Raw genomic sequence first — 23,165 nt, 5'->3', positions numbered from 1 at the left:
CCGCCGGCGCCGGCAGCCTGCTCTCCTATGCGCCTGCGACGGACACCTCGTTCTCTGGCATCGAGGTCCGTGTCGTTCCGGAGAACGTGACAAACGCGCCAAAGACGCCGATCGCCGCTTCGCGCGAGCCGTTGGTCGAAGAGAAATTGCTGATCACCCGCCGCGGCGAGAATTTCGAGACAGTGCTGCGCAATGCCGGCGCCAACCGCGACCAGATCGTCTCGATGATGAAGGCCTTCGACGGGCGGGTGAAGGTCGCTGCCTTACCGGAAGGCCAGGTCCTGCAGGCGCTGTTCGCGCCCGGCCCGCGCGCCGGCGATCCACGTCAGATCGCCCGCGTCGCCTTGCTAGAAAACGGTCGCCCCTCGGCGGTCATCGCGGTCAACGACAAAGGTCTCTTCGTCCCCGTGGCCCTGCCGAGAACCGAGGCGGTCGGCCCGCAGCCGAAGTCGCAGGCCAATCCGGAGGAAGACGAAGAGGATGAAGAGGAAGGCGGCACAGGTGCACGCCTCTATGAGAGCCTCTACGAGACCGGACTGCGCCATGACCTGCCGCGCCCGCTGATCGACGAGCTCGTGCGCATCTTCTCCTACGACCTCGATTTCCAGCAGCGCGTCCGCGGCGGCGACAATCTCGAGGTCATCTTCACCGACGAGGATGAAGGCGAGCGTGCCGAGATCCTCTCGGCCACGCTCACCATCGGCGGCGAGACCAGGCAAGTCTTCCGCTATCAGGCGCCCGAGGATGGGCTGATCGACTATTTCGACACCGAAGGCCGGTCGCTGAAGAAGTTCCTGTTGCGCAAGCCGATCACGGACGCCGAAATGCGCTCGGGCTTCGGCATGCGCTACCACCCGATCATGCGCTATTCGAAGATGCACACCGGCGTCGACTGGGCCAACAAGATCGGCACGCCGATCCTGGCCGCAGGCAATGGCACGATCATCAAGGCGGAATGGGATTCAGGCTATGGCCGCCGAATCGAGATCCAGCACGCCAACGGCTACGTTACGGCCTATTCGCACCAGTCGGCCTTCGCCAAGGGCATCGCACCCGGCGTCAAGGTCCGCCAGGGCCAGGTCATCGGCTTCCTCGGCAATACCGGCCTCTCGACCGGCCCGCATCTGCACTACGAGGTCATGGTCAACGGCAATTTCGTCAACCCGATGAAGATCAAGGTGCCGCGCGGCCGCGAGCTCGACGGCAAGGCGCTTGTCGAATTCAAGCGCCAGCGCGACGAAGTCCAGGGCCTAATCGAAAAGGCCGGAGGCCAGACCGCGCAACTGCGCTGACATTCCACCCCACGGGCCAGATGCTCTCCTCGCTGCTCATCGTCCTGCCAGTCTTCGGCCTGATCGCGATCGGCTATGTCGCGCGCTGGACCAGGCTGCTGCGCGAAACCACCGGCGAGGGTCTCTCCGACTTCGTCTTCGTCCTCGCCGTCCCCTGCCTGCTGTTCAAGACCCTGGCGACGGCCGCGATCCCGCCGGATCAGCCCTGGGGCTACTGGATTTCCTATTTCACCGGCCTCGCCATCGTCTGGATCATCGCCCAGCTCGTGGCGCGACAGCTATTCGCCCGCAAAGGTCCCGAGCTCGTCGTCTCCGGCTTTGCCGCGGCCCAGTCGAACACCGTCTTCGTCGGCGTGCCGATGATCCTGAAGGCCTATGGCGAAGCCGGCGCAGTGCCGCTCGGCCTGCTCCTCGCGGTGCATCTGCCGGTGACGATGACGGCCGCGACCCTCCTCGCGGAAGGCCGGGGCACCTCGCCGCTTCAGCTGCTCAAGCGACTGTTCACCCATCCGATCGTCGTCGGCATCCTGCTCGGCAGCGCCGCGCGCCCGTTCGTCGCCCTGGTTCCAACGCCGCTTTGGTCGATCATCGACCTGATCGCAGGTGCGGCCGTTCCCTGCGCGCTGATCAGCCTCGGCATTGCGCTCCGGCGCTACGGCCTGGCCTCCGGCATCGGGCTGCCGGCGGTGCTGAGCTTTCTCAAGCTCGTGCTGCACCCGCTGATCGTCTTCCTGCTGGCGACGAAGGTGTTCGCCATGCCGGTGGCCTGGGCCGGCGTCGCCGTGCTCTTCGCCGCCTGCCCTTGCGGGATCAACGCCTATCTCTTTGCTGAGCGCTACAAGCAAGGGGTCGCCGACGCCTCCAGCGCGATCGCGCTCTCGACCGCGCTCTCGCTCTTCACCACGATCGGCTGGCTGACCTTCCTCGGTGTCGGCTGACCGAGTTGTCCCTTGCCCGATGGGCCGACGATTCACGTGAAACCAAGCTGCCGTCGGATCGCCGCCGGCGTTGTTCCCTGAGCGCGCAGATCGGCGAGGCTTTGTGAGAACCGGCTCTTGGCCAGCTTCTGCCCGGTCTCGTCGATCAGCAGCCGGTGGAAGTGATAGCGCGGCGTCGCCAGGCCGAGCAGGCGCTGCAGCAGGACATGGATATCGGTCGCCGCTTCCAGATCCTCACCTCGCACGACATGGCTGACGCCCTGCAGCGCGTCATCGACCACCACCGAGAGATGATAGCTCGTCGGCACGTCCTTGCGCGCCAGCACGACATCGCCCCAACGCGCCGGATCGACCGCGACCTCGCGCTCGTCGCCGTTTTCGTCGAAGAGACGATAGAAGAGCTTTTCGCCGGCCATTCTTGCCAAAGCCAAGTCCATGGCGAGCCGCAGCACATGTTGTTCGCCCGTCTCACGACGACGCTGCGCCTCCGCTTCGTTCAGGAGGCGGCACGTCCCCGGATAGACCGGCGCGCCATCGGGATCGCGCGGCCAGGGCGTTCCGGCTTCGGCTTCGCGCCGCTTGACCGCGTCCTTCACCTCCTGGCGCGAGCAGAAGCAGGGATAAACCAGTCCCATCGCCTGGAGCCGATCCAGCGCCCGGCGATAATCGTCGAAATGCAGGGATTGCCGCCGCATATCGGGCGAGAACGACATCCCAAGCCAAGCGAGGTCGTCATGGATGCCTTGTTCGAATTCAGGTCGGCAGCGTGAAAGGTCGATATCCTCGATCCGCAGCAGGAGCCCGCCGCCGAAACGCGCGGCCAGTCGCTCATTGGTGAGCGCCGAATAGGCATGGCCGAGATGCAGCCGCCCGTTCGGGCTCGGCGCAAACCGGAAGACAGGGGAAGACGATGCCATCTCCTCCTGTCTATGGTTCGCCGCATGCCTCGCCAAGCCCGGCCTCCTGACACAAGCCGGAACCGTGATCGGCGATAGACTGGGCCGACATGACGACAATCTCCAGCACAGCCGATCTCGAAGAGGGCATGGCGGTCCTCGTCGCTCTCGACCCCATCTGGGAGCAGATCATCGCCCGCACCGGCATCCCACCGCTGCGCCGCCGCGAAAGCGGTTTCTTGAGCCTCACCTCGATCATCGTCTCGCAGCAGCTCTCAGTCGCGAGCGCACGCGCCGTCTGGGCCCGGGTCGAAAGCGTACTCACGCCGCTGACCCCGGAGCGCGTCCTTGCCGCCAGCGACGAAGAGATGCGGCTCTCGGGCCTGTCGCGGCCAAAGCAGAAGACGTTGCGTGCCGTCGCTACCGCCATCGCCGAGAACCGGCTCGATCTCTTTGCCCTCGAAGCGGCAACGCCTGAATTCGTCCATGAGCACATGACCGCAGTCTCCGGCATCGGCCCGTGGACGGCGGATGTCTATCTGCTGTTCTGCCTCGGCCATCGCGACGGCTTCGCCGCCGGCGACCTCGCGGTCCAGGAGGCGGCGAAGGTCGCCTTCAATCTGCCGACACGCCCCAAACCCGCCGAGCTGGCCGCACTGGCGGAGGCGTGGCGGCCCTGGCGCGGTGTCGCCGCCCGCCTGCTCTGGGCCTATTATGCCGCACTGAAATCGCGCGAAGGCATCAACGCGTAGAGCATTTTCGCGCGAAGTGGATACCGCTTCGCGTGAAGAAAATGCGATAAAACAAAGATCTAGAACCCTTCTGCGATTCGAAGACTGCGGAAGGGCTCTAGAATTCAGCCCTTGATCACCTTGAGGGCGGCCTGGCTCGCCGCACGCAGCAGGCCGGTATCGCTCATCACCGTGACCAGCCGGGCGCCGAGCGCGACGCCTTCCTTGGCGCGCTCAGCCGTCCCTGCATAGAAAGCGACCGGCTTCTTCACCGCATTGGCCCGCGCCACGATATGGCGCATCGCATCGTCGACCTCCTTGGCGGAGGCGTTGATGGAGGCGCCGCCCGAGAGGGCGATCGAGAGATCGGACGGGCCGACGAAGAGTGCATCGATCCCGTCGATGGCGAGGATTTCGTCGATGATCGCCATCGCCTCGCGGGTCTCGATCATCGCGAAGGTCAGTGAGAAATCGTTGGCCTGCTTGAGATAGCTGTTCTGGTCGAGCCCGGAGGCGCCGAGGCCGCCATAGCTGCCCCAGCTGCGCTCGCCGAGTGGCGGGTACTTGGCATAGGCCGCGAGCCGGCGCGCATCTTCGATCGTGTTGATCATCGGTGCGATCACGCCGGAGGCGCCGGAATCGAACAGCTTCGAGACATTCTGGAACTCGCCGACCGCGATGCGCGCAATCGCCGGCTTGCCGGCTGCGTTGATCAGCGGGATCGCGCGAATCACCTCAGCGAGCGTGATCGGCCCGTGCTGCATGTCGAGCGTGACCGCATCAAACCCTTCCTGCGCCAGGATCGCGGCGACACTCGGATCCGGCAGGCCGCACCAAGCGGAAAGCAGCGTCTCGCCCTTGGCGAGACGATCGGCGAGCGAGGACAGCACGGTCGGCTTGGCGGCGGTCATGGGCGCATTCATCCGGTTGCCCGCTCTTCACCAACGGCGGGTCCATCGACCCTGGCCCGAACCGGTGGCGAAAGGCAAACGCTGCGGCATGCGCCATGCTCAAGGGCGCAATGCGGCCAAGGCCGCCTTGCGCCCGAGCGATCGCTCAGCGGCCGGCCTGGATTTCGTCGGCGGCTTTGATCAGCAATTCGGTCATGGTCCGGCGGATCTCGTCGTCCGCGACGGTGACGCTGCCTGCGGCGAAATCGGCCTTGACCTTGCGCAGCACGTCGTCGTCCCCGGCCTCCTCGAAATCGGCGAGTACGACCGACTTGGCATAGGCATCGGCATCGGCTCCGTTCTTGCCGAGCTTCTCCGCGGCCCACAGACCGAGCAGCTTGTTGCGCCGGGCCGTCGCCTTGAAGCGGAGCTCCTCGTCATGCGCGAACTTGTTCTCGTAAGCGTCCTTGCGCTGGTCGAAGGTGGTCATGTGGTTCTTATCCTCTTCGGAGCGGCAATCTTGCTGCGGCGCGATATCAGCCCCGCCATATAGCAATGTGATGGCAGTGCGGGCTAGAGGCCATGCCGTTCAAGCCGATCCAACCCAGTCAAATCAGGCGCCGATGTCTCGCCTCAGGCGCTTTGTTGCGTTTGCAGCACGAAAGGCCCATATAGCGCGAAGTGTGGCCGGTTCTCAGGGAGCAAGGCCCGCATGAACCAGCCGGACCGGCGCGCCAGGATCGAACTCGACAGAGCAACGAGATTGCGCGAGAGCGTGCTGAAAAGGGCCATGATCCCGCCGCGGGCAACCGCGACCAGAGAGAGGCCGACCCTTTGGATTTCCTCAAGCCACGGTATATCCCGATGAACCGCCGCCGTCGCATTTACGAAGGCAAGGCGAAGGTCCTCTATGAAGGACCGGAGCCCGGAACGCTGATCCAGCATTTCAAGGACGACGCGACCGCCTTCAATGCCAAGAAGCATGAAGTGATCGACGGCAAGGGCGTGCTGAACAACCGCATCTCCGAGCACATCTTCAGCAACCTCAACGACATCGGCGTTCCCACGCATTTCATCCGCCGACTCAACATGCGCGAGCAGCTGATTCGCGAGGTCGAGATCATTCCGCTCGAGGTCGTGGTCCGCAATGTCGCGGCCGGCTCGCTGTCGACCAAGCTCGGCATCGAGGAAGGCACCCAGCTGCCGCGCTCGATCATCGAGTTCTACTACAAGAATGACGCGCTGGGCGATCCGATGGTCTCGGAAGAGCACATTACCGCCTTCGGCTGGGCGACGCCGCAGGAGATCGACGACATCATGGCGCTCGCCATTCGTGTCAACGACTTCCTCTCCGGCCTCTTCCTCGGCGCCGGCATCCGGCTCGTCGACTTCAAGATCGAGTGCGGCCGGCTCTGGGAAGGCGAGATGATGCGCATTGTCGTCGCCGACGAGATCAGCCCCGATTCCTGCCGTCTCTGGGACATCCGGTCGAAGGACAAGATGGACAAGGATCGCTTCCGCCGAGATCTGGGTGGGCTGATCGAGGCCTATACCGAAGTGGCGCGCCGCCTCGGTATCCTCGGCGAGAACGAGAAGCCGGGCCCGGCAGGCCCTCGGCTGGTCCAATAATTGCCGCGCCTGGTGCAGTGACCGCCGCGGCTAACGAGCTTCTGATTGTCGGACGGGGGCGCTTGCGCTCCCGTTTGCGTTTGGGCGCGCTCGGGCTGGGCGCGCTGCTGATCGCCGGTTGCGCCGACCATTTCGGCCCGGGCTTGGTCCAGCTCGCTGCCGGCCGCGGCTGGGAGCCGTTGCCGATCCAGAACTGGGTGGTCAACGACGGCGTCAATCCGAAGGCGATGGTTTTTTGCACGCCGCAGGACTGCCAGCGTCCCGGCGTCGCCGCGCTGATCAGCTTCGAGGGCCGCGAAGCGGCCGACATGGCAAGGACGCTCGCCCTCAATCCGGCGCGGCTGGCACGCGAATTCTCGAAGCGCCCGAAGGCAAAGCAGGCCGACAAGCCGGCGAGCACGACCACCGTCTCCCGCTTCAAGCAGGAGGGCACCGATGGCATCCTTGTCGAGATCCGCGCCAAGGAGGGCGGCCGCCTCGCCTCGACCGCAATCCTCTACGCTCGCAAGGACAATACGCTCGCCATGGCGATCGCGGTGACCGATGATTCGCAAGCCGCCCAGGATTTCGCCCGCGCCACCTGGGCCAGCCGCTGACATCATCGATCGACCGGTAAGCAGGAGACCTCGATGGGCGACAAGCCGCAACTCGACTCGCAGCTGGTCCAGGATTTCGTTCGCAACGCTCACGGCAATTTCGACAAGGTCACCGCGCTCGTCAGCGAGCATCCGACCCTGGTGAATGCGGTCTGGGATTGGGGCGGCGGTGACTGGGAGAGCGGGCTCGGCGCCGCCGCCCATACCGGGCGCCGCGAGATCGCGGAATTCCTGCTCGCCCGAGGCGCGCGAATGGACATCTTCGCAGCGGCGATGCTCGGGCATCTCGATCTGGTCCGCGCCCATCTCGCTGCCGTGCCGACCGCCCTGACTGCTTCCGGTCCCCACGGCATCCCGCTGATCACACATGCGAAGATGGGCGGCGCCCTGGCAGCGCCCGTGCTCGACTACCTGCAGGGCCTGCAGGACGGTTCGACGGCCGCCGACTCGGCGAAGAATGGTTGAGCCTGCACCGATTCACCGCTAAGGCACCCGAATAATCCCGTCTGGAGATCACGATGAAAGCCCGCGTCACCGTCACCCTCAAGACCGGCGTGCTCGACCCGCAGGGCAAGGCGATCGAGGGCGCGCTGAAATCGCTCGGCATCGACGGCGTCGGCTCGGTCCGCCAGGGCAAGGTCTTCGACATCGAGCTCGACGGCGCCGACAAGGCTGCCGCCGAGGCCGCCCTCAAGGCCGCCTGCGAGAAGCTGCTCGCCAACACCGTGATCGAGAATTATCGCGTCGAGATCGGAGCCTGACCCGATGCGCGCCGCCGTCATCACCTTCCCCGGCTCGAACCGCGACAGTGACGTCGCCAAGGCGCTGCGCCAGGCCGGCGCGACCGTCGACCATGTCTGGCATGCCGACCATGAGCTGCCGGCTGGGACCGACCTCGTCGTCCTGCCGGGCGGCTTCTCCTATGGCGACTATCTGCGCTGCGGCGCCATCGCCGGGCGCGCCCACATCATGGACGCGACGCGGGCGCATGCGGCGCGCGGCGGCCTCGTCCTCGGCATTTGCAACGGTTTCCAGATCGCCTGCGAGTCCGGCCTGCTGCCGGGCGTGCTCGCCCGCAACGCCAATCTGAAATTCGTCTGCAAGCGCCAGCACCTCAAGGTCGAGCGCAACGATACCGCCTTCACCTCGGCCTATGCGAGGGGACAGGTGATCGATGTCTGCATCGCCCATGGCGAAGGCAACTATATCTGTGACCCGGAAACGCTCGCCCGGCTCGAGGGCGAGGGCCTCGTTGCCTTCCGCTATTGTGACCCCGAAGGCCAGATCACGGCCGAAGCCGATCCGAATGGCTCGCTCAATCACATCGCCGGCATCTACTCGCCGAGCCGGAACGTGCTCGGCCTGATGCCGCATCCGGAGAATCTGATCGACGGCCTTGTCGGCGGCACCGACGGGCGCGGCATGTTCGCAAGCCTGATGAGCGGCAAGAAGGCGGCGTGAGCGACGCGCCGCCACTGGTCGAGGGCCGCCAGCCGCTCGTCCCCGGCTGGACCCTGCTACTGCCCTTCCCGATGGCCCGCCGCGTCGAGGATGGCTCGCTGGTTTTCTGGCACAGCCCGCGCGGCCTGACCTTCTGGCTCAATGCTTATGATGCCGGCGAGCCGGCAGATGCGCTCGCCGAATGGCACGAGATTCATGCCTCCGCCGCCTTCGACCTCATCGAGGAGCTGGAGACCGACTTCGTCCGTTTCGCCTATCGCCTCGACGAAGGCGCGGACGACGCGCGCCAGCCCGCCTTCTACGGCTTCGCCTGTGATCGTGACGGCGGGCAGATTCACATTGCCGGCTATTTCGACGATCCGAGCCTGCTCGATGCCGTGCTCGCGACCTGGCGCAGCCTGCGCTTCGGTCCGCCGCTGCAATAGGCCTGCTCAGCTGCCCTTCTGCGCCCGCGCCAGCATGCGCGACGCGGCCGCGCCGTCGAGCGGACCGACATGCTTGTCGAGGATCCGCCCGTCCGGGCCGATCAGGAAAGTCTCGGGAACGCCGTAGACGCCCCAGTCGATCGCGGCCCGGCCACTGCGATCGACGCCGACGGCCGAATAGGGATTGCCGAGCGCGCCGAGGAAGCGACGCGCATTCTCGGCCTCGTCCTTGTAGTTGAAGCCGACCAGGGCAACTTTGCCCTGCTTCACCGCAACTGAATCCGCCATGGCGACGAGGAAGGGATGTTCGACGCGGCAGGGCGCGCACCAGCTCGCGAAGACGTTGACGATCGTCGCTTTGCCCTTGGCCAGATCCGCCATGTCAAAGGTCGGCACGGGCTGGCCATCGCGCTGCAGCCCCTCCAGCGGCGGCAATGTGATCGCCGGTGCCGGCTTGCCGATCAGCGCCGAGGGCACCTTGCTGGCATCGCCGAAGACCAACCCCTTGGCGAACACCGCGGCCAGCGCCGCGAACACAATCAGCGGGATGGCATAGAGCCAGGGCGAGCGCCGCGGGGTTGAGGTCGAAGCCTCGCTCATGACGTGCTGCTGCCGCCGCGGCGGCCGGCACCGCGTTCTTCCAGCGCCGCCAAGGCCCGCCTCTGCGCGCGCCGATCGAGCAGAATGGTCGCCCCGAGGCCGAGCAGGATCACCGCAGCAGCCAGATAGGCCGCGAGGATGAAGCCGGCGTGGGCTCCGAGTGCGTCCATCATTGCGCCGCCTGCAAAGAAAGCCGGTCGAGCCGCTCGGCCTCGAAGATCGTCAGCGTCCGGACCCGGCGGCGGATGATCTCAGCCTGCATCGCCGCAAGATGCAGCGCCAGCGCGAGAACCGTGAAGCCGAGCGCGGTGACCACGAGCGGCCACAGCATCGAGGCATGGATGGTTGGCCCACCGAGCCGCAGCACCGAGGCTGGCTGGTGCAGCGTGCTCCACCAGTCGACCGAGAATTTGATGATCGGGATGTTGACGCAACCGACCAGCGTCAGGATCGCGACGGCACGGCCGGCGCGAGACGGCTCGTCGATGGCGCGACGCAGCGCGATGACGCCGAGATAGAGCAGGAACAGCACCAGCATCGAGGTCAGGCGCGCATCCCAGACCCAGTAAGTGCCCCACATCGGCTTGCCCCAGAACGAGCCGGTGAGCAGGCAGATCAACGCGAAGCAGGCACCGATCGGCGCCGCCGCCTGCTGGGCGACGTCGGCAAGCGGATGGCGCCAGACCAGGACGCCAAGCGCCGAGAGCGCCATCATCGAATAGAACATCAGGGCCAGCCAGGCGGCCGGCACATGGATGTACATGATCTTGATCGTCTCGCCCTGCTGGTAGTCGGCCGGAGCGACGAACCAGACGAAATAGAAGCCGATCGCGAGCAAAAGCGCAGCCGCGCCCGCAAACCAGGGCAGCAGCACGCTAGACAGGCGCATGAAGCGCGCCGGATTGGCCAGTTCGGTAAGGCTCGGCATTGAGGTGGTGGCCGGCTCTGCTCTTAATTTCGACGAGAGAGCATTAGCAATCGCCGGCCCGGCTCACAATCGACCTCGAGGCCCTGCGACGATGCGGCCCGGACAGCGCTAATCCTTCTCGGACGCGCCCGCCGCTCCGTGTCCGTCCTTGTCGAGAACACTGAAGCTGCCTGAGCGCGCGCCGTCGGCGGCGACTTCAAAGCCCTCGGCGCTCAGACCGCGCCTGAGCAATTCCCGCACCGCCGCAGCGCGGCTCGGCATACGCTTGTCAAAGCGCCAGTTCTCGACGGCGCGAAGCTCTTCCGCGCTGAGCATGATCTGCAGCCGTTCGCCGCGTTCCAGGTCCGACATGGCGCGCCCCCAATCGCGCTAAGAATGAGTAAGTGACTATATGAGCACAAATCGCTCATTCGCAAGTGGCGGCGGCGCCGGCGGTACCTTAGCGTCATGCCATTCAGGCGCTTACGCTGTAACTTACTAACTAATTGAAATTATTCGATTTTTATTTGCCTCTCCCGCGATTCCGGTCTAATGCTCGGCACAGGAGGGATTGTCATGCTCATCACGCTATCCGATCCCATGCGGCGCGATATCGAAACGACCGTGCGCTCGAGGGCCGGTGAATTGCGCGTCGTCAATGTCTTCGGCGTGGCCGAAGAGGTCCAGCTTCGTTTCCTCGACGACAATGTCGCGCTCGAGGACATCGCTGCCGTCGTCGCCCATCTCGCATCTCAGTCCGGCTGCGCGCTGGAACTCGACCGGGGCGATCTGCACAAGGCCTGAAGCGTCAGTCTGGCTGGCGCAGCGCGGCAGCCGCCGCGACGCAGCCCACCGCCGCTGCCATAAGCGACAATGCAGCAAGGATCAGCAGCGGGCTCTGCAGCGACATCGGCCCGCGTGCGGCGTCTGAGGCCGAGACACCGAAGATCAGCACCGGCACGCAGAGCGGCGCGACCAGGATCGGCAGGATCAATCCGCCACGACGCAGGCTCGCGGTCAACGCAGCCGCCGCCGCGCCGATGAAACTCAGCGCGGGTGTGCCGAGCGCCAAGCTCGCCGCCAGCGGCAGCACACCCTCCGCAGGCAGGGCGACGAGCAGCCCGAGCAGGGGCGCGGCCAGGGTCAACGGCAAGCCGGTTGTCAGCCAGTGCGCCAGCGCCTTGGCTAACACCGCGAACTCCAGCGGCAGCCCCGCGCCACGGATGAGATCGAGCGAGCCGTCCTCCTCGTCGGCCTGGAACAGCCGGTCGAGCCCGATCAGTGTCGCCAGCAACGCCCCCAGCCAGAGGATCGCCGGGCCGATCCGCGACAACAGGTTGAGATCGGGCCCGAGCGCGAACGGGATCAGGACGACGACGGTCAGGAAGAAGACGAGCGCGAGCTCGCCGCCGCCACCGGCCCGGACCGCCAGCGCGAGATCACGCTTCAGAATGGCGAGGAAGGCGCGGCTCACGGTCCGATCCTGAGTTCGCGCACCCCATCGAGGCCGAGCGGCCCGTGGGTCGCGGCGAGGATCGCCCCGCCTGCTGTGAGATGCGCTCGCATCAGCCCGGACAGCATCGCCTGCGAGCCTGCGTCGAGCGCGGCAAAAGGCTCGTCGAGCAGCCAGATCGGCCGCGACGAAACCAGCAGCCGCGCCAGCGCCACACGCCGGCGCTGGCCGGCGGAAAGATAGCCCACCGGCAGGGCTCCGACATGCGGCAGGCCGACCCTGGCGAGCGCTTCGGCCGGGCTCACGCCTGGCGCGCCAAGCAGATCCTGCGCGAACTGCAGGTTCTCGGTTGCCGTCAGCGCAGTCTTCAGCCCGTCGCGGTGGCCGACCAGATGGGCTGCTTCCGCCAGCGGCATGTCGTCGAGACCATCGAGCCTGATGGCCCCGGCCTCGGGACGCAGGCGGCCGCATAAAATAGCGATCAGGCTCGACTTGCCGGCGCCGTTGCGGCCGGTGAGCGCGATCGCCTCGCCACTGGCCAGACGAAAGCCCACGCCATCGAAGATCGCGCGGCCGCCGCGCCGGCAGACGAGCCCTTCGGCCGTCAAGGCGAATGTCTGGTATCGGATTTGCGTCACGGCGAACCTGTCATCCCGGAGGTCATTACCGTTTCGCCCAACGCATATCGAGCCTGTAGCGGGCTTCTTGGAATTGATCTATAGAACCCGTGGCTACGCCGCACGCCGATCCGGCGCGGGGCTCGGGCACTCCCGGGGCGGCGAGCGCGACATGCGCAATAGGCCTTCGACCGGATTCATCCGCAAGGACGGTCCGGCTCGCGACCGCAACCCCTTGATCAGGATAGCCCGCATGGCTTCGCTCGACTCTTTCAAATGCCGCCAGACGCTGACCGTCGGCGCCAAGACCTATGAATATTACTCTCTGCCGCTCGCCGAGCGGAACGGCCTGCCCGGCATCTCGAAGCTGCCCTTCTCGATGAAGGTGCTGCTCGAGAACCTGCTTCGCTTCGAGGATGGCCGCTCGGTCTACAAGGCCGACATCGAAGGCTTCGTCGCCTGGCTGACCGACAAGGGCACCGCCGGCAAGGAGATCGGCTTCCGCCCCGCGCGCGTGCTGATGCAGGACTTCACCGGCGTCCCGGCCGTCGTCGATCTCGCCGCGATGCGCGACGGCGTCGTCGCGCTCGGCGGCGACCCCGCCAAAATCAACCCGCTCGTTCCGGTCGATCTCGTCATCGACCATTCGGTGATCGTCGACGAGTTCGGCTCGCCCAAGGCGCTCGCGCAGAATGTCGAGCTCGAATATGAACGCAATGGCGAGCGCTACCGCTTCCTGAAATGGGGCCAGGGCGCCTTCGACAATTTCCGCGTCGTTCCGCCGGGCACCGGCATCTGCCACCAGGTCAACCTCGAATACCTCGCCCAGACCGTCTGGACCCGCAAGGAAACCATCGACGGCGCCGAGGTCGAGGTCGCCTACCCCGACACCGTCGTCGGCACCGATTCGCACACCACGATGGTCAATGGCCTGGCCGTCCTCGGCTGGGGCGTCGGCGGCATCGAGGCCGAGGCCGCCATGCTCGGCCAGCCGCAATCGATGCTGCTGCCCGAGGTGATCGGCTTCAAGCTGACCGGCTCGCTGAAGGAAGGCATCACCGCCACCGACCTCGTGCTGACCGTCACCCAGATGCTGCGCAAGAAGGGCGTCGTCGGCAAGTTCGTCGAGTTCTTCGGCCCCGGCCTCTACAACCTGACGCTCGCCGACCGCGCGACCATCGCCAATATGGGCCCGGAATACGGCGCGACCTGCGGCTTCTTCCCGGTCGATGGCGAGACGCTGGACTATCTCACCACGACCGGCCGCGCGCCCGAGCGCATCGCGCTGGTCGAGGCCTATTCGAAGGCGCAAGGGCTGTTCGCTACGGTCGAGATGGCCGATCCGGTCTTCACCGACACGCTCGAACTCGATCTTTCGACCGTGCAGCCCTCGATGGCCGGCCCCAAGCGCCCCGAGGGCCGCGTCGATCTCGGCGCCGTCGCCAAGGGCTTCGCCGCGGCGATGGAGACCGACTACAAGAAGGCGGCCGAGATCTCGCGCCGCGTGCCCGTCGAGGGTCAGTCCTTCGATCTCGGCCATGGCGACGTTGTCATCGCCGCCATCACCTCCTGCACCAACACCTCCAACCCCTCGGTGCTGATGGCGGCGGGCCTGCTCGCCCGCAACGCGGTCGCCAAGGGTCTCAAGGTCAAGCCCTGGGTCAAGACCTCACTGGCCCCCGGCTCGCAGGTCGTGGCGGAGTACCTCGCCAAGTCTGGCCTCCAGACCGATCTCGACAAGCTCGGCTTCAACCTGGTCGGCTTCGGCTGCACCACCTGCATCGGCAATTCCGGACCGCTGCCTGCGCCGATCTCGAAGGCGATCAACGAGCAGGGCCTGATCGCGGGTGCCGTCATCTCCGGCAACCGCAATTTCGAGGGCCGCGTCTCCCCCGACGTGCAAGCGAACTATCTGGCATCGCCGCCGCTGGTCGTTGCCTATGCGCTGGCCGGTTCGGTTCAGATGGATCTGACCAGCGAGCCGCTTGGCACGGGATCGGACGGCAAGCCGGTCTACCTCAAGGACATCTGGCCCTCCAACAAGGAGATCCAGAGCTTCATCGCCCAGAACGTCACCCGCGCCATCTTCGAGGCGAAATACGCGGATGTCTTCAAGGGCGACGCGCACTGGCAGGCGGTCAAGACGCCGTCGAGCCAGACCTATGCCTGGGAGGACGCCTCGACCTACGTGCAGAACCCGCCCTATTTTCAGGGCATCAGCAAGACCCCGTCGCCGGTCACCGACATCGTCGGCGCCCGCGTGCTCGGCCTGTTCGGCGACAAGATCACCACCGATCACATCTCGCCGGCCGGCTCGATCAAGGCGGCTTCGCCTGCCGGCCATTACCTGAGCGAGCATGGCGTCGCCGTCGCCGACTTCAACCAGTACGGCACGCGCCGCGGCAATCATGAGGTGATGATGCGCGGGACCTTCGCCAATATCCGCATCCGCAACCACATGATGGGGCCGAACGGACGCGAGGGCGGTTACACCATCCACTATCCGAGCAAGGAAGAGCTGCCGATCTACGACGCGGCGATGCGCTACCAGGCCGAGAAGGTGCCGCTGGTGATCTTCGCCGGTGTCGAATACGGCAACGGCTCGTCGCGCGACTGGGCTGCCAAGGGCACCAACCTGCTCGGCGTCAAGGCCGTGATCGCCCAGAGCTTCGAGCGCATCCATCGCTCGAACCTCGTCGGCATGGGCGTGGTGCCATTCACCCTGCAGGAGGGTACGAGCTGGGCCTCGCTCAACCTGAAGGGCGACGAAAGCGTGACGATCAAGGGCCTCGCCACCGTCAAGCCGCGCCAGACGCTCGAAGCCGAGATCACCTATGCCGACGGCACGGTGAAGAAGGTGCCGATCCTCTGCCGGATCGATACGCTGGACGAGCTCGACTACTTCAAGAACGCCGGCATCCTGCACTACGTGCTGCGCGGCATCGCTGCGTAAAGGCTCGACGCCGATACTATCGGGACGCCCGGCCGCAAGCCGGGCGTCTCTCTTTGGTCCCGACTGTTGTCCAATCTTGCACGCAGGTGTAAGGGGGCGGTCACAGCCATCCTCGGCGGGGGGCTTGGGGCAGGCGCGGGGCGAACGCGCCCGGACGCCATCCGCCATCATCATCCACGACGGAGCACCTGCATGTCCGCCACGTTCGAGACGGTCGCCGGCATCATTTCGGAGACTTGCGACATTCCTCGCGAGAAGATCACGCCCCAAAGCCACGCGATCGAAGATCTCGGCATCGACTCCCTCGCCTTCCTCGACATCGCCTTCGCCATCGACAAGGCCTTCGGCATCAAGCTGCCGCTCGAGCAGTGGACCCAGGAGGTCAACGAGGGCAAGGCGCCGGCCGAGCAGTATTTCGTGCTCGAGAACCTGTGCAAGCGCATCGACGACCTCGTCGCCGCCAAAGCCGCCTGAACGAGCCCTGGCCCATCCGGGCCAGCGCTGGACGTTGAAACGCCGCAAGCGGGGCATGACCCCGATCGCGGCGAGACGGGTTGGAACCGCATGCGCCTCGAATATTTCGACATGATCGACAAGGTCGAGAGCTTCGATCCGGCCGCCAAGCGGATTGTGACCCGCTCGACCGTTCCGGCCGAAAGTCCGGTCTTCGAGGGCCACTTCCCCGGACACCCGCTCGTTCCCGGCGTGTTGCTCACCGAAACCATGGCCCAGGCCTCCGGCTATCTGCTGCTCGGGCTGAACCGCCTGACGCAGATGCCGTTCTTGATGATGGTCGACAAGGCGCGCTTCCGTACCTTCGTCGAGCCAAACGCTGTGCTCGACGTCAGCGCCGAGCTCGTCCATGAGGGCTCCGGCTACGCTGCGACCAAGGCAAAGATTGCGATCGCCGGCAAGCCGATCTGCGATGCCGAGCTTCGCTTCCGGCTGATGCCGTTCCCCGCCGATATGCGCACCCTGATGCAGGCTCGCATCGCTGCCATCGGCCTCTCGCCGGAGGCAGCCTGACATGCACCGCGACGTCGTCATCACCGGCATCGGCCTCGCCTCCAGTCTTGGCGAGGGCATCGAGGCCCATGCGCAGGCGCTTGCGACGAGCGCAGCGCCGGTCGTCGATATCAAGAGCTTCGCGCCCTATCCGCTGCACCCGTTGAAGCCGCTCGAGCTCGATCGGCAGATCCCGAAGAAGTCCGACCAGCGCCAGATGGAGCCCTGGCAGCGCCTCGGTGTCTATGCCGCTGGTCTCGCGCTCGATGACGCCGCCCTGAAGGACGACGCCGAAGCCAAGAGCGAGCTTCAGGTCATCGTCGCCGCCGGCGGCGGCGAGCGCGACCATGCCGTCGACGCCGCCGTGCTGGCCGGTCTGCGCAATGCGAACCAGCCCGGCGCTTTCCTCAACGAACGGCTGATGAGCGATCTCAGGCCGACGCTGTTCTTGGCCCAACTCTCCAACCTGCTCGCCGGCAATATCGGGATCGTGCACGGCATCACCGGAGCCTCGCGCACGCTGATGGGCGAGGAGCAGGCCGGCGTCGACGCCATCCGCACGGCCCAGGCCCGCATCGCAGCCGGCCAGGCCGATCTCATTCTCGTCGGCGGTGCTTACAATGCCGAGCGCCGGGACATGCTGCTGCTGTTCGAGCTCGGCGGCTTCCTGCGCGCAGCGGACTTCGCGCCCGTTTTCGGACGAACCGATGTACCCGGCATGATCACCGGCAGCGCCGGTGCCTTCCTTGTGCTCGAATCGGCCGAGCGCGCTGCTGCGCGTGGCGCCAAGGTCCATGCCCGACTGAGCCATGCCAGCGCCCATCGCAGCCGCCGCCAGCCCGGCTCGGTCGCCAAGGCGCTCGACGAGTTGCTTGCCGGCTTCGGCCCGCTTGCACCCGACGCGCTCGCGATCTCGGCCGCGACCGGCTGCGCCGCGATTACCGACGAAGAGGCGGCCGCGATCGCCAAGGCCGCCCCCCAGGCGCGCCGTGTCGCCACCGGCGACCTTGTCGGCCATTCCATTGAAGCCGCCTTCCCGGTCTCGGTCGCGCTCGCCGCGGCCGCTCTTTCGACCGGCGCCGCAAATGAGGCGATCGTTACCGGCGCAGCGCACTGGCGTGGCGAAGGCGCCGCCCGGTTGGTCAAGGCTTGAGGAGAGGCGTCATGGGTGCAAGCCATCGCGACAGCCAGGACCGGCCGATCGTCGCCGTCACCGGGCTCGGTATCGTCACCTCGCTCGGCCAGGGCAAGGATGCTAACTGGGAAGCTCTGACTGCCGGACGTTCCGGCATCCACCGCATCGAGCGTTTCCCGACCGAGGGCTTGCGCACCACCATCGCAGCGACCGTCGACTTCCTGTTCGACGGGTCGTTTGCAGCGCCTGAACTCTCCGAAAAGCTCGCCACGCTCGCCGCAGACGAAGCGGTGGCGCAGAGCGGCCTCGGCGAGGCCGGAGATTTCCCCGGCGAGCTCTTCATGGCCGTGCCGCCGGTCGAGATGGAATGGCCGCAGAAGCAGGAACTGGCGCAGGCCATCGAGGGCAATACCGATTATGATGCGCTGCTGCGCGTCGCCGCCGGCCACAAGCACCAGGCGATGCATGAGCTCTTTCTGTTCGGCGGCGTCGCCGAACACATCGCCGAGAAGTTCGGCACCAAGGGCTCGCCGATCTCGCTGTCGACCGCCTGCTCGTCGGGCGCGACCGCGATCCAGATGGGCGTCGAGGCGATCAGAAGGGGCGAGACTGAAGCTGCCTTGTGCATAGGCACCGACGGATCGGTCCATGCCGAGGCGCTGATCCGCTTCTCGCTGCTCTCGGCCCTGTCGACCCAGAACGATCCACCGGAAGGCTCTGCCAAGCCATTCTCCAAGAACCGCGACGGCTTCGTCATGGGCGAGGGCGCCGGCGCGCTGGTGCTGGAGGATTACGACCACGCACTGGCGCGTGGCGCGACCATTCTCGGCATCGTCGCCGGCTGCGGCGAGCGTGGCGACGGCTTCCACCGCACCCGCTCGAGCCCGGACGGCAAGCCGGCGATCCTCGCCATGCAGGATGCCCTCGCCGATGCCGGTCTCACTCCCGATGACGTCGACTACATCAATGCCCACGGCACTTCGACGCCCGAGAACGACAAGATGGAGGCGATGAGCTGCTCGGCCGTCTTCGGCGAGCGCATGGCAAAGCTCCCGATCTCGTCGAACAAATCGATGCTGGGCCACACATTGACCGCCGCTGGCGCGGTCGAGGCCGTAATCTCGCTGCTGACGATCGCCAATGGCCGCATCCCGCCGACGATCAACTACAATCTGCCCGACCCGGCGATTGCAATCGACGTCGTCCCCAACCAGGCTCGCGACGCCAGGGTGCGCACCGTGCTGTCGAACTCCTTCGGCTTCGGCGGCCAGAACACCTGCCTCGTCCTGACGGCCGGACCGAACGCAGCATGACCAGAGTTCTCGTCACCGGCGGCGCCAAGGGCGTCGGCGCTGCGATCGTGCGCGCGCTCGTGGCTGATGGCCACGATGTCGATTTCACCTATCGCTCCTCGGGCGAGCAGGCAAAGGCCCTTGCCGCCGAGATCGCCAAGGCTGCCCCCGGCTGCACGGTGCGCGCCTTGCCGCTCGACCTCTCCGATAAGGCGGCGCTCGACACCTTCTGCGAGCAATGCGAGGGCGAAGCCTATTTCGGCTTCGTCCACAATGCCGGGCAGCCCTACGATTCGCTGGCGGCCATGCTGGTGCAGGACAAAGCCGAGGCGGCGATGCAGGTCAATTTCTGGGCCTTCACCCGACTCGCCAAGAGCCTGATGCGCGGCATGATCCGCGCCAGGGCCGGCCGTATCGTCGCGATCGGTTCGGTCGCAGCGCTGCGTGGCAACCCCGGTAACGCCGCCTACGCCGCCTCCAAGGGCGCGCTGATTTCCTATGCCAAGACGCTTGCGGTCGAGACCGGCAAGCGTGGCGTCACCGTCAACGTGATCGCGCCGGGCTTCGTCGACACCGACATGATGGCGCCCTACGCCGCTTATCGCGACAAGATGGAAGGCCAGATTCCGGCTGGACGCTTCGCCAAGCCAGAGGAAGTCGCCGGTCTTGCGGCCTTCCTGATGAGCCCCCCGGCGGCCTATATCACCGGCACGGTCCTGCCGATCGATGGCGGGGTGACCGCGCAGATGGGCGTGCATCGCTAAGGTCGGCGCCAGCGCTTCACGTGAAATATGGTAAACGATCGGCGCTTGGCGAAGCTCTGCGAACCGCTTATGTTCATTCTGAACCGGAGTGAACCATCATGACGGCCGCTTTCACGATCCGCCTCGACGACGAGACTCTCGCCAAACTCGACGCGTTGGCGGCAGATACCGATCGCTCGCGCAACTGGCTCGCCGCCAAGGCGATCGAGAATTACATCGAACTCAATGCCTGGCAGATTGCCCGCATCAAGGAGGGCATCGCTCAGGCCGATCGTGGTGAATTCGCCACGGAGGAAGAGCTCGATGCGATCGAGGCGGAGCTGCAGGCACGCATCGATTCGACCAGATGAAGCTCGTCTGGACCGCAAGAGCAAAGGCTGACCTTCGCGCTATCGCCCTCTATGTCGCCGACTTCAGTCCAACGGCAGCGCTCGCCCTCGTCCGCCGGCTCCGCTCAGCCGCCGCCCAGTTGGTCGATTATCCGCATAGTGGCCGAGCCGGACGGGTAGAAGAGACGCGTGAACTCGTGGTAGCCGGCACCAGCTACATCCTTCCCTATCGCGTCCGCGACGGACGCGTCGAAATCCTCGCTGTCCTGCACGCCTCGCGGCAATGGCCGGGCCAGCTCTGAAAGACGACGACCCATGCTCTCCCTCCAGCTCCACGGCGACCGCGACCTCCGCCTCGAACAGATCGAGCCGCCGCCGCCACCGGCCGCCGGCGAGGTCCAGATCCGCGTGCGCGCCGTCGGCCTGAACTATCTCGATCTCTGGGGCTTTCGCGGCATGGCCTTCGCCAAGCGCAAGATGCCGCAGGCGGCCGGCGTCGAGGCGGCTGGCGAAGTCGTCGCAATCGGCGAGGGCGTCTCGCGCTTCCGCGAGGGCGACACGGTGACCATGTATGGCGCCGAGACCTGCGGCCAGTGCAGGGCCTGCCGCGAGGGCCGCGACAATCTCTGCGAGAACGTCGCCGGCATCATGGGCTTCCATATCGACGGCTTTGCCCGCGAGCTGATCAACCGGCCCGAGCGCCTGGTGATCAAGGCGCCGAAGGGCGTCTCCTTCGAGGAAGCCGCCTGCGCCCCGATCGGCTTCGGCACGGTCCAGCACATGCTGTTCGACAATGCGAAACTGGAGCCCGGCGAGGCTGTCCTGGTCCATGCCGGCGGCTCCGGCATCGGTACGGCAGCGATCCTGATGGCCAAGGCGATCGGCTGCACCGTCTACACCACCGTCGGCGACGACGAGAAGGGCGCGAAGGCCAAGGCGCTCGGCGCCGACCATGTCGTCAACTATAGGACCGAGCGCTTCGAGGGCGAGGTCCGGCGCCTGACCAAGCGCAAGGGCGTCGACGTCGTCTTCGAGCACGTCGGCACCGACACCTGGAACGGCTCGTTGCTCTGCCTGAAGCGCGGTGGCCGCCTCGTCACCTGCGGCGCGACCTCCGGTCCCTCGGCGACGATCAACCTGATGCAGCTCTTCCAGCAGCAATACCGGATCACCGGCTCCTTCGGTTGCCGGATGGAGAACATCGCGCAATCGCTGGAGAAGATGGCGGCCGGAATGAAGCCGGTGATCGATTCCGTCTTCCCGCTCGCCGAGTTCGAGCAGGGCCTCGCGCGGATCGAAGGTCGCAAGGTCTTCGGCAAGGTCATCGTCACGCTCTGAGTGTGGAGCAATAAGGCCAGCGCGACTTGACGCGCCGGCCGCAATCCCGCAAGTCGCGCCGCAATGGCGAGGTCCGGTCCGGACGCTGCGCCGGTGGACCGGGCTGGAATTTTGAGGCAGCTTAAGCAATTCGCGACGCGCATCGGCGCTGCGCTGATGATCGGGCTCATCCGCGCGGTCTTCGCCTTTCTGCGCGCGCTCGGGCCGGAAAAGGCCTCCGATCTCGGCGGCTGGCTCTTGCGCAGCGTCAGCCCGCTGATCCCGGTCAACCGCGTCGCCTATGCCAATATCCGCGCCGCCTTCCCGGGGATCGCCGAGGCTGAGGTTCGCCGCATCGCCCGCGGCGCCTGGGAGAATCTCGGCCGCACCGTCGCCGAATACGCCCATCTCAAGACGCTGTTCGACTATGACTACCATAACCCTGATCCCAACGGCCGGATCGAGGTCGTCGGCATCGAGCACTTCATCGCGCTGAAGGACGACGAGGCGCCCGGCCTGATCTTTTCGACCCATCTCGGCAACTGGGAGCTGCCGGCGATCTGCGCCGCCACCTACGACCTCGACACCACCGCCGTCTTCCGTGCTCCCAACGATCCGGCGATCGCTGCCGTGGTCCACGAGATCCGTTCCGGCGCCATGGGCGGGCTCGCTGCCGCCAAGCAGGGCGCCGCCTTCGCCATGCAGGGCGTGCTCGAGAATGGCGGCCATCTCGGCATGCTGATCGACCAGCATTTCACTCGCGGCGTGGTCGTACCCTTCTTGGGGCGCCCGGCGCTGACAAATCCGATCCTCGGCAAGTTTGCCCGCCGCTTCGAATGCCCCGTGCACGGCGTGCGCGTCATCCGCCTGCCGAACCGGCGCTTCCGCATCGAGCTGACCCCGCCGCTCGACCTGCCGCGCGACGCCAATGGCGAGATCGACGTCACCGGGGCCATGGCGATGATGACCGCGGTGGTCGAGGGCTGGGTCCGCGAACACCCCGAGCAATGGCTCTGGATGCACCGGCGCTGGCGTCCGAACCTGATCGGCCCCGAGGCTTTGGCACGTTTTCGCGAGCAGATGCCGCAGACGCCGGTTTTCAAGGCAACGTGATTTCCAATTGAGCGGGGAGTAGCGCTTTTGGTAACCGCCTGCTTTTATACAGGCGTCGAGTTCGAACTGATGGTCCGCCACACCCGCAAGATCGCTGCTGCCGCCCTTCTCCTGCTCGCAGGATTGCCGGCGCATGCCCAGCAACAGCCTGCGGCCCGGCCGAAGGCGGTGGTCGAGCTTTTCACTAGTCAGGGCTGCTCGTCCTGCCCGGCAGCGGATGCGCTCTTCGTCGAACTGGCCAAGGATCCGCGACTGATCACGCTGACCCTGCCGGTGACCTACTGGGATTATCTAGGCTGGAAGGACACGCTCGGCCAGGAGGTCTTCGGCAAGCGCCAGAAGCTCTACGCCAAGGCGCGCGGCGACGGTCAGATCTATACGCCGCAGGCCGTGGTCAACGGCGCCGCCCATATCGTCGGCTCCGACAAGGGCGGCATCGACAAGCTCGTCCAGGAGCAGGGCAAGGACGGTTTTTCGGTGAAGGTCGACCTCGTCGAGGCGGATGGTGCGCTACGCGTCGCCTTGGCCGCAGCGCCCTATCCGAGCGAGAAGCCGGCCGTGGTCTGGCTGCTGCAGGTCAGCCGCACCGCCAGTGTGCCGATCGAGCGCGGCGAGAACAGCGGCAAGACCGTGACCTATGCCAATGTCGTGCGCGGCATCAGCCGCATCGGCGAATGGAATGGCGCAGCTGCGATCTTGAGCGTGCCGCTGGAAACTGTCCGCTCCGCCGCGAAGGCCGACAGCTACGTCGTTCTTGTCCAGGGCGACCTCTACGCCCGCCAGAGCACGATCCTCGGCGCCGCGCGCGGTCCAGCGAAGTAA

At 66.1% G+C, this 23,165-nt stretch carries 30 protein-coding genes (1 of these 30 cut by a window edge); 21 read left to right on the top strand and 9 right to left on the bottom strand.

From position 1 onward, the window contains the following. Together BLM15_RS21990 and BLM15_RS21985 are read left to right on the top strand one after the other, a co-directional pair. A protein-coding gene (locus tag BLM15_RS21990; protein WP_236846378.1) for a M23 family metallopeptidase crosses the window boundary here: on the top strand, positions 1-1,292 show its 3' portion. 739 nt of this gene lie to the left of the window's left edge; the window shows 1,292 of its 2,031 coding nt (coding positions 740-2,031); its start codon lies beyond the left edge, outside the window; it ends in the stop codon at positions 1,290-1,292. A 20-nt stretch (positions 1,293-1,312) separates the two neighbouring features. Continuing rightward, positions 1,313-2,230 (top strand): AEC family transporter, encoded by a 918-nt coding sequence (locus tag BLM15_RS21985; RefSeq protein WP_126114759.1) that lies wholly within the window; start codon positions 1,313-1,315, stop codon positions 2,228-2,230. 32 nt (positions 2,231-2,262) lie between these two features. Here BLM15_RS21985 and gluQRS read toward each other — a convergent pair whose 3' ends face one another. Continuing rightward, on the bottom strand, positions 2,263-3,147 hold the full coding sequence (gene gluQRS / locus BLM15_RS21980; RefSeq protein WP_126116293.1) for a tRNA glutamyl-Q(34) synthetase GluQRS: 885 nt from the start codon (positions 3,145-3,147) through the stop codon (positions 2,263-2,265). 89 nt (positions 3,148-3,236) lie between these two features. Here gluQRS and BLM15_RS21975 point away from each other — a divergent pair, with 89 nt between their 5' ends. Beyond that, a complete protein-coding gene (locus tag BLM15_RS21975; protein WP_126114758.1) occupies positions 3,237-3,878 on the top strand; it encodes a DNA-3-methyladenine glycosylase family protein in 642 nt (213 codons plus the stop codon). Positions 3,879-3,982: 104 nt separating this feature from the next. On the opposite strand, the gene BLM15_RS21970 is transcribed toward BLM15_RS21975, so the two are convergent. Both BLM15_RS21970 and BLM15_RS21965 read right to left on the bottom strand, forming a co-directional pair. Further along, complete coding sequence (locus BLM15_RS21970; protein ID WP_126114757.1) at positions 3,983-4,768, bottom strand: HpcH/HpaI aldolase family protein; 786 nt, start codon at positions 4,766-4,768, stop codon at positions 3,983-3,985. 145 nt (positions 4,769-4,913) lie between these two features. Beyond that, a complete protein-coding gene (locus BLM15_RS21965; RefSeq protein WP_126114756.1) occupies positions 4,914-5,237 on the bottom strand; it encodes a DUF1476 domain-containing protein in 324 nt (107 codons plus the stop codon). A gap of 344 nt (positions 5,238-5,581) precedes the next feature. On the opposite strand from BLM15_RS21965, the gene purC reads away from it, so the two are divergent. The 6 genes from purC (at position 5,582) to BLM15_RS21935 (ending at position 8,858) form a co-directional block, all read left to right on the top strand. Continuing rightward, a complete protein-coding gene (purC, locus tag BLM15_RS21960; RefSeq protein WP_126114755.1) occupies positions 5,582-6,376 on the top strand; it encodes a phosphoribosylaminoimidazolesuccinocarboxamide synthase in 795 nt (264 codons plus the stop codon). A 62-nt stretch (positions 6,377-6,438) separates the two neighbouring features. Further along, entirely contained in the window at positions 6,439-6,972 is a 534-nt protein-coding gene (locus tag BLM15_RS21955) for a hypothetical protein (RefSeq protein ID WP_126114754.1), read from the top strand. Between the two features lie 33 nt (positions 6,973-7,005). Further along, the gene (locus BLM15_RS21950; RefSeq protein WP_126114753.1) at positions 7,006-7,437 is read left to right on the top strand and encodes an ankyrin repeat domain-containing protein; all 432 of its coding nucleotides are present in this window, start codon (positions 7,006-7,008) and stop codon (positions 7,435-7,437) included. Positions 7,438-7,490: 53 nt separating this feature from the next. Further along, on the top strand, positions 7,491-7,733 hold the full coding sequence (gene purS, locus BLM15_RS21945; RefSeq protein ID WP_091843141.1) for a phosphoribosylformylglycinamidine synthase subunit PurS: 243 nt from the start codon (positions 7,491-7,493) through the stop codon (positions 7,731-7,733). A 4-nt stretch (positions 7,734-7,737) separates the two neighbouring features. Next, positions 7,738-8,433 (top strand): phosphoribosylformylglycinamidine synthase subunit PurQ, encoded by a 696-nt coding sequence (gene purQ, locus BLM15_RS21940; protein WP_126114752.1) that lies wholly within the window; start codon positions 7,738-7,740, stop codon positions 8,431-8,433. Next, a complete protein-coding gene (locus tag BLM15_RS21935) occupies positions 8,430-8,858 on the top strand; it encodes a hypothetical protein (protein WP_126114751.1) in 429 nt (142 codons plus the stop codon). The genes purQ and BLM15_RS21935 overlap by 4 nt, the downstream gene beginning before the upstream one ends. A 6-nt stretch (positions 8,859-8,864) precedes the next feature. Here BLM15_RS21935 and BLM15_RS21930 read toward each other — a convergent pair whose 3' ends face one another. The 4 genes from BLM15_RS21930 to BLM15_RS21915 all read right to left on the bottom strand — a co-directional run bounded on the left by BLM15_RS21930 (position 8,865) and on the right by BLM15_RS21915 (position 10,737). Further along, positions 8,865-9,458: a DsbE family thiol:disulfide interchange protein gene (locus BLM15_RS21930; protein ID WP_126114750.1), complete on the bottom strand. Its 594-nt coding sequence runs from the start codon at positions 9,456-9,458 to the stop codon at positions 8,865-8,867. After that, positions 9,455-9,628: a heme exporter protein CcmD gene (gene ccmD, locus BLM15_RS21925; protein WP_126114749.1), complete on the bottom strand. Its 174-nt coding sequence runs from the start codon at positions 9,626-9,628 to the stop codon at positions 9,455-9,457. Before ccmD ends, BLM15_RS21930 begins: the two co-directional genes overlap by 4 nt. Continuing rightward, positions 9,628-10,386: a heme ABC transporter permease gene (locus BLM15_RS21920; RefSeq protein ID WP_126114748.1), complete on the bottom strand. Its 759-nt coding sequence runs from the start codon at positions 10,384-10,386 to the stop codon at positions 9,628-9,630. Before BLM15_RS21920 ends, ccmD begins: the two co-directional genes overlap by 1 nt. Before the next feature lie 108 nt (positions 10,387-10,494). Continuing rightward, positions 10,495-10,737: a hypothetical protein gene (locus BLM15_RS21915; RefSeq protein WP_126114747.1), complete on the bottom strand. Its 243-nt coding sequence runs from the start codon at positions 10,735-10,737 to the stop codon at positions 10,495-10,497. A 204-nt stretch (positions 10,738-10,941) separates the two neighbouring features. Here BLM15_RS21915 and BLM15_RS21910 point away from each other — a divergent pair, with 204 nt between their 5' ends. Continuing rightward, positions 10,942-11,169 (top strand): hypothetical protein, encoded by a 228-nt coding sequence (locus tag BLM15_RS21910; RefSeq protein WP_126114746.1) that lies wholly within the window; start codon positions 10,942-10,944, stop codon positions 11,167-11,169. Positions 11,170-11,173: 4 nt separating this feature from the next. Here BLM15_RS21910 and ccmB read toward each other — a convergent pair whose 3' ends face one another. After that, complete coding sequence (ccmB, locus tag BLM15_RS21905) at positions 11,174-11,839, bottom strand: heme exporter protein CcmB (protein ID WP_126114745.1); 666 nt, start codon at positions 11,837-11,839, stop codon at positions 11,174-11,176. Beyond that, positions 11,836-12,456: a heme ABC exporter ATP-binding protein CcmA gene (gene ccmA, locus BLM15_RS21900; protein WP_236846377.1), complete on the bottom strand. Its 621-nt coding sequence runs from the start codon at positions 12,454-12,456 to the stop codon at positions 11,836-11,838. The genes ccmB and ccmA overlap by 4 nt, the downstream gene beginning before the upstream one ends. A 232-nt stretch (positions 12,457-12,688) precedes the next feature. Here ccmA and acnA point away from each other — a divergent pair, with 232 nt between their 5' ends. The 11 genes from acnA to BLM15_RS21845 all read left to right on the top strand — a co-directional run bounded on the left by acnA (position 12,689) and on the right by BLM15_RS21845 (position 23,165). Beyond that, complete coding sequence (acnA, locus tag BLM15_RS21895) at positions 12,689-15,388, top strand: aconitate hydratase AcnA (RefSeq protein WP_126114744.1); 2,700 nt, start codon at positions 12,689-12,691, stop codon at positions 15,386-15,388. A 192-nt stretch (positions 15,389-15,580) separates the two neighbouring features. Beyond that, positions 15,581-15,862, top strand: coding sequence for an acyl carrier protein (locus BLM15_RS21890; RefSeq protein ID WP_057191987.1), 282 nt, complete (start codon positions 15,581-15,583; stop codon positions 15,860-15,862). Between the two features lie 90 nt (positions 15,863-15,952). Continuing rightward, positions 15,953-16,414 (top strand): 3-hydroxyacyl-ACP dehydratase FabZ family protein, encoded by a 462-nt coding sequence (locus tag BLM15_RS21885; RefSeq protein WP_126114743.1) that lies wholly within the window; start codon positions 15,953-15,955, stop codon positions 16,412-16,414. A 1-nt stretch (position 16,415) separates the two neighbouring features. Further along, complete coding sequence (locus tag BLM15_RS21880) at positions 16,416-17,546, top strand: beta-ketoacyl-ACP synthase (protein WP_126114742.1); 1,131 nt, start codon at positions 16,416-16,418, stop codon at positions 17,544-17,546. An 11-nt stretch (positions 17,547-17,557) separates the two neighbouring features. Beyond that, positions 17,558-18,841, top strand: a complete 1,284-nt coding sequence (locus tag BLM15_RS21875; RefSeq protein ID WP_126114741.1) for a beta-ketoacyl-ACP synthase — start codon at positions 17,558-17,560, stop codon at positions 18,839-18,841. Next, positions 18,838-19,584: an SDR family NAD(P)-dependent oxidoreductase gene (locus BLM15_RS21870; RefSeq protein WP_126114740.1), complete on the top strand. Its 747-nt coding sequence runs from the start codon at positions 18,838-18,840 to the stop codon at positions 19,582-19,584. The genes BLM15_RS21875 and BLM15_RS21870 overlap by 4 nt, the downstream gene beginning before the upstream one ends. Positions 19,585-19,682: 98 nt before the next feature. Continuing rightward, complete coding sequence (locus BLM15_RS21865; protein ID WP_126114739.1) at positions 19,683-19,934, top strand: CopG family ribbon-helix-helix protein; 252 nt, start codon at positions 19,683-19,685, stop codon at positions 19,932-19,934. Next, complete coding sequence (locus tag BLM15_RS21860) at positions 19,931-20,215, top strand: type II toxin-antitoxin system RelE/ParE family toxin (RefSeq protein ID WP_126114738.1); 285 nt, start codon at positions 19,931-19,933, stop codon at positions 20,213-20,215. The genes BLM15_RS21865 and BLM15_RS21860 overlap by 4 nt, the downstream gene beginning before the upstream one ends. Positions 20,216-20,228: 13 nt before the next feature. Continuing rightward, a complete protein-coding gene (locus BLM15_RS21855) occupies positions 20,229-21,251 on the top strand; it encodes a zinc-binding dehydrogenase (RefSeq protein WP_126114737.1) in 1,023 nt (340 codons plus the stop codon). A gap of 156 nt (positions 21,252-21,407) precedes the next feature. Next, positions 21,408-22,343 carry a lipid A biosynthesis lauroyl acyltransferase gene (locus BLM15_RS21850; protein ID WP_236846376.1) on the top strand — a complete coding sequence of 312 codons (936 nt, stop codon included), beginning with the start codon at positions 21,408-21,410 and terminating at the stop codon, positions 22,341-22,343. Positions 22,344-22,412: 69 nt separating this feature from the next. Continuing rightward, positions 22,413-23,165, top strand: a complete 753-nt coding sequence (locus BLM15_RS21845) for a DUF1223 domain-containing protein (RefSeq protein WP_126114736.1) — start codon at positions 22,413-22,415, stop codon at positions 23,163-23,165.

The sequence above is a fragment of the Bosea sp. Tri-49 genome (assembly GCF_003952665.1).
Taxonomy (GTDB): Bacteria; Pseudomonadota; Alphaproteobacteria; order Rhizobiales; family Beijerinckiaceae; genus Allobosea.
The sequence above is the reverse complement of the archived record's forward strand: the minus strand, read 5'-3'. Positions and strand labels throughout refer to the sequence as shown.

Coding starts and splice junctions, on each gene's coding strand:
- BLM15_RS21855 (WP_126114737.1), top strand. CDS start 20,229: ATGCTCTCCCTCCAGCTCCACGGCGACCGCGACCTCCGCCTCGAACAG.
- BLM15_RS21880 (WP_126114742.1), top strand. CDS start 16,416: ATGCACCGCGACGTCGTCATCACCGGCATCGGCCTCGCCTCCAGTCTT.
- BLM15_RS21985 (WP_126114759.1), top strand. CDS start 1,313: ATGCTCTCCTCGCTGCTCATCGTCCTGCCAGTCTTCGGCCTGATCGCG.
- BLM15_RS21950 (WP_126114753.1), top strand. CDS start 7,006: ATGGGCGACAAGCCGCAACTCGACTCGCAGCTGGTCCAGGATTTCGTT.
- BLM15_RS21885 (WP_126114743.1), top strand. CDS start 15,953: ATGCGCCTCGAATATTTCGACATGATCGACAAGGTCGAGAGCTTCGAT.
- BLM15_RS21870 (WP_126114740.1), top strand. CDS start 18,838: ATGACCAGAGTTCTCGTCACCGGCGGCGCCAAGGGCGTCGGCGCTGCG.
- BLM15_RS21860 (WP_126114738.1), top strand. CDS start 19,931: ATGAAGCTCGTCTGGACCGCAAGAGCAAAGGCTGACCTTCGCGCTATC.
- acnA (WP_126114744.1), top strand. CDS start 12,689: ATGGCTTCGCTCGACTCTTTCAAATGCCGCCAGACGCTGACCGTCGGC.
- BLM15_RS21890 (WP_057191987.1), top strand. CDS start 15,581: ATGTCCGCCACGTTCGAGACGGTCGCCGGCATCATTTCGGAGACTTGC.
- BLM15_RS21965 (WP_126114756.1), bottom strand. CDS start 5,237: ATGACCACCTTCGACCAGCGCAAGGACGCTTACGAGAACAAGTTCGCG.
- BLM15_RS21970 (WP_126114757.1), bottom strand. CDS start 4,768: ATGACCGCCGCCAAGCCGACCGTGCTGTCCTCGCTCGCCGATCGTCTC.
- BLM15_RS21930 (WP_126114750.1), bottom strand. CDS start 9,458: ATGAGCGAGGCTTCGACCTCAACCCCGCGGCGCTCGCCCTGGCTCTAT.
- BLM15_RS21845 (WP_126114736.1), top strand. CDS start 22,413: ATGGTCCGCCACACCCGCAAGATCGCTGCTGCCGCCCTTCTCCTGCTC.
- ccmD (WP_126114749.1), bottom strand. CDS start 9,628: ATGGACGCACTCGGAGCCCACGCCGGCTTCATCCTCGCGGCCTATCTG.
- BLM15_RS21975 (WP_126114758.1), top strand. CDS start 3,237: ATGACGACAATCTCCAGCACAGCCGATCTCGAAGAGGGCATGGCGGTC.
- BLM15_RS21875 (WP_126114741.1), top strand. CDS start 17,558: ATGGGTGCAAGCCATCGCGACAGCCAGGACCGGCCGATCGTCGCCGTC.
- BLM15_RS21920 (WP_126114748.1), bottom strand. CDS start 10,386: ATGCCGAGCCTTACCGAACTGGCCAATCCGGCGCGCTTCATGCGCCTG.
- purQ (WP_126114752.1), top strand. CDS start 7,738: ATGCGCGCCGCCGTCATCACCTTCCCCGGCTCGAACCGCGACAGTGAC.
- BLM15_RS21865 (WP_126114739.1), top strand. CDS start 19,683: ATGACGGCCGCTTTCACGATCCGCCTCGACGACGAGACTCTCGCCAAA.
- BLM15_RS21910 (WP_126114746.1), top strand. CDS start 10,942: ATGCTCATCACGCTATCCGATCCCATGCGGCGCGATATCGAAACGACC.
- BLM15_RS21850 (WP_236846376.1), top strand. CDS start 21,408: ATGATCGGGCTCATCCGCGCGGTCTTCGCCTTTCTGCGCGCGCTCGGG.
- BLM15_RS21915 (WP_126114747.1), bottom strand. CDS start 10,737: ATGTCGGACCTGGAACGCGGCGAACGGCTGCAGATCATGCTCAGCGCG.
- purS (WP_091843141.1), top strand. CDS start 7,491: ATGAAAGCCCGCGTCACCGTCACCCTCAAGACCGGCGTGCTCGACCCG.
- gluQRS (WP_126116293.1), bottom strand. CDS start 3,147: ATGGCATCGTCTTCCCCTGTCTTCCGGTTTGCGCCGAGCCCGAACGGG.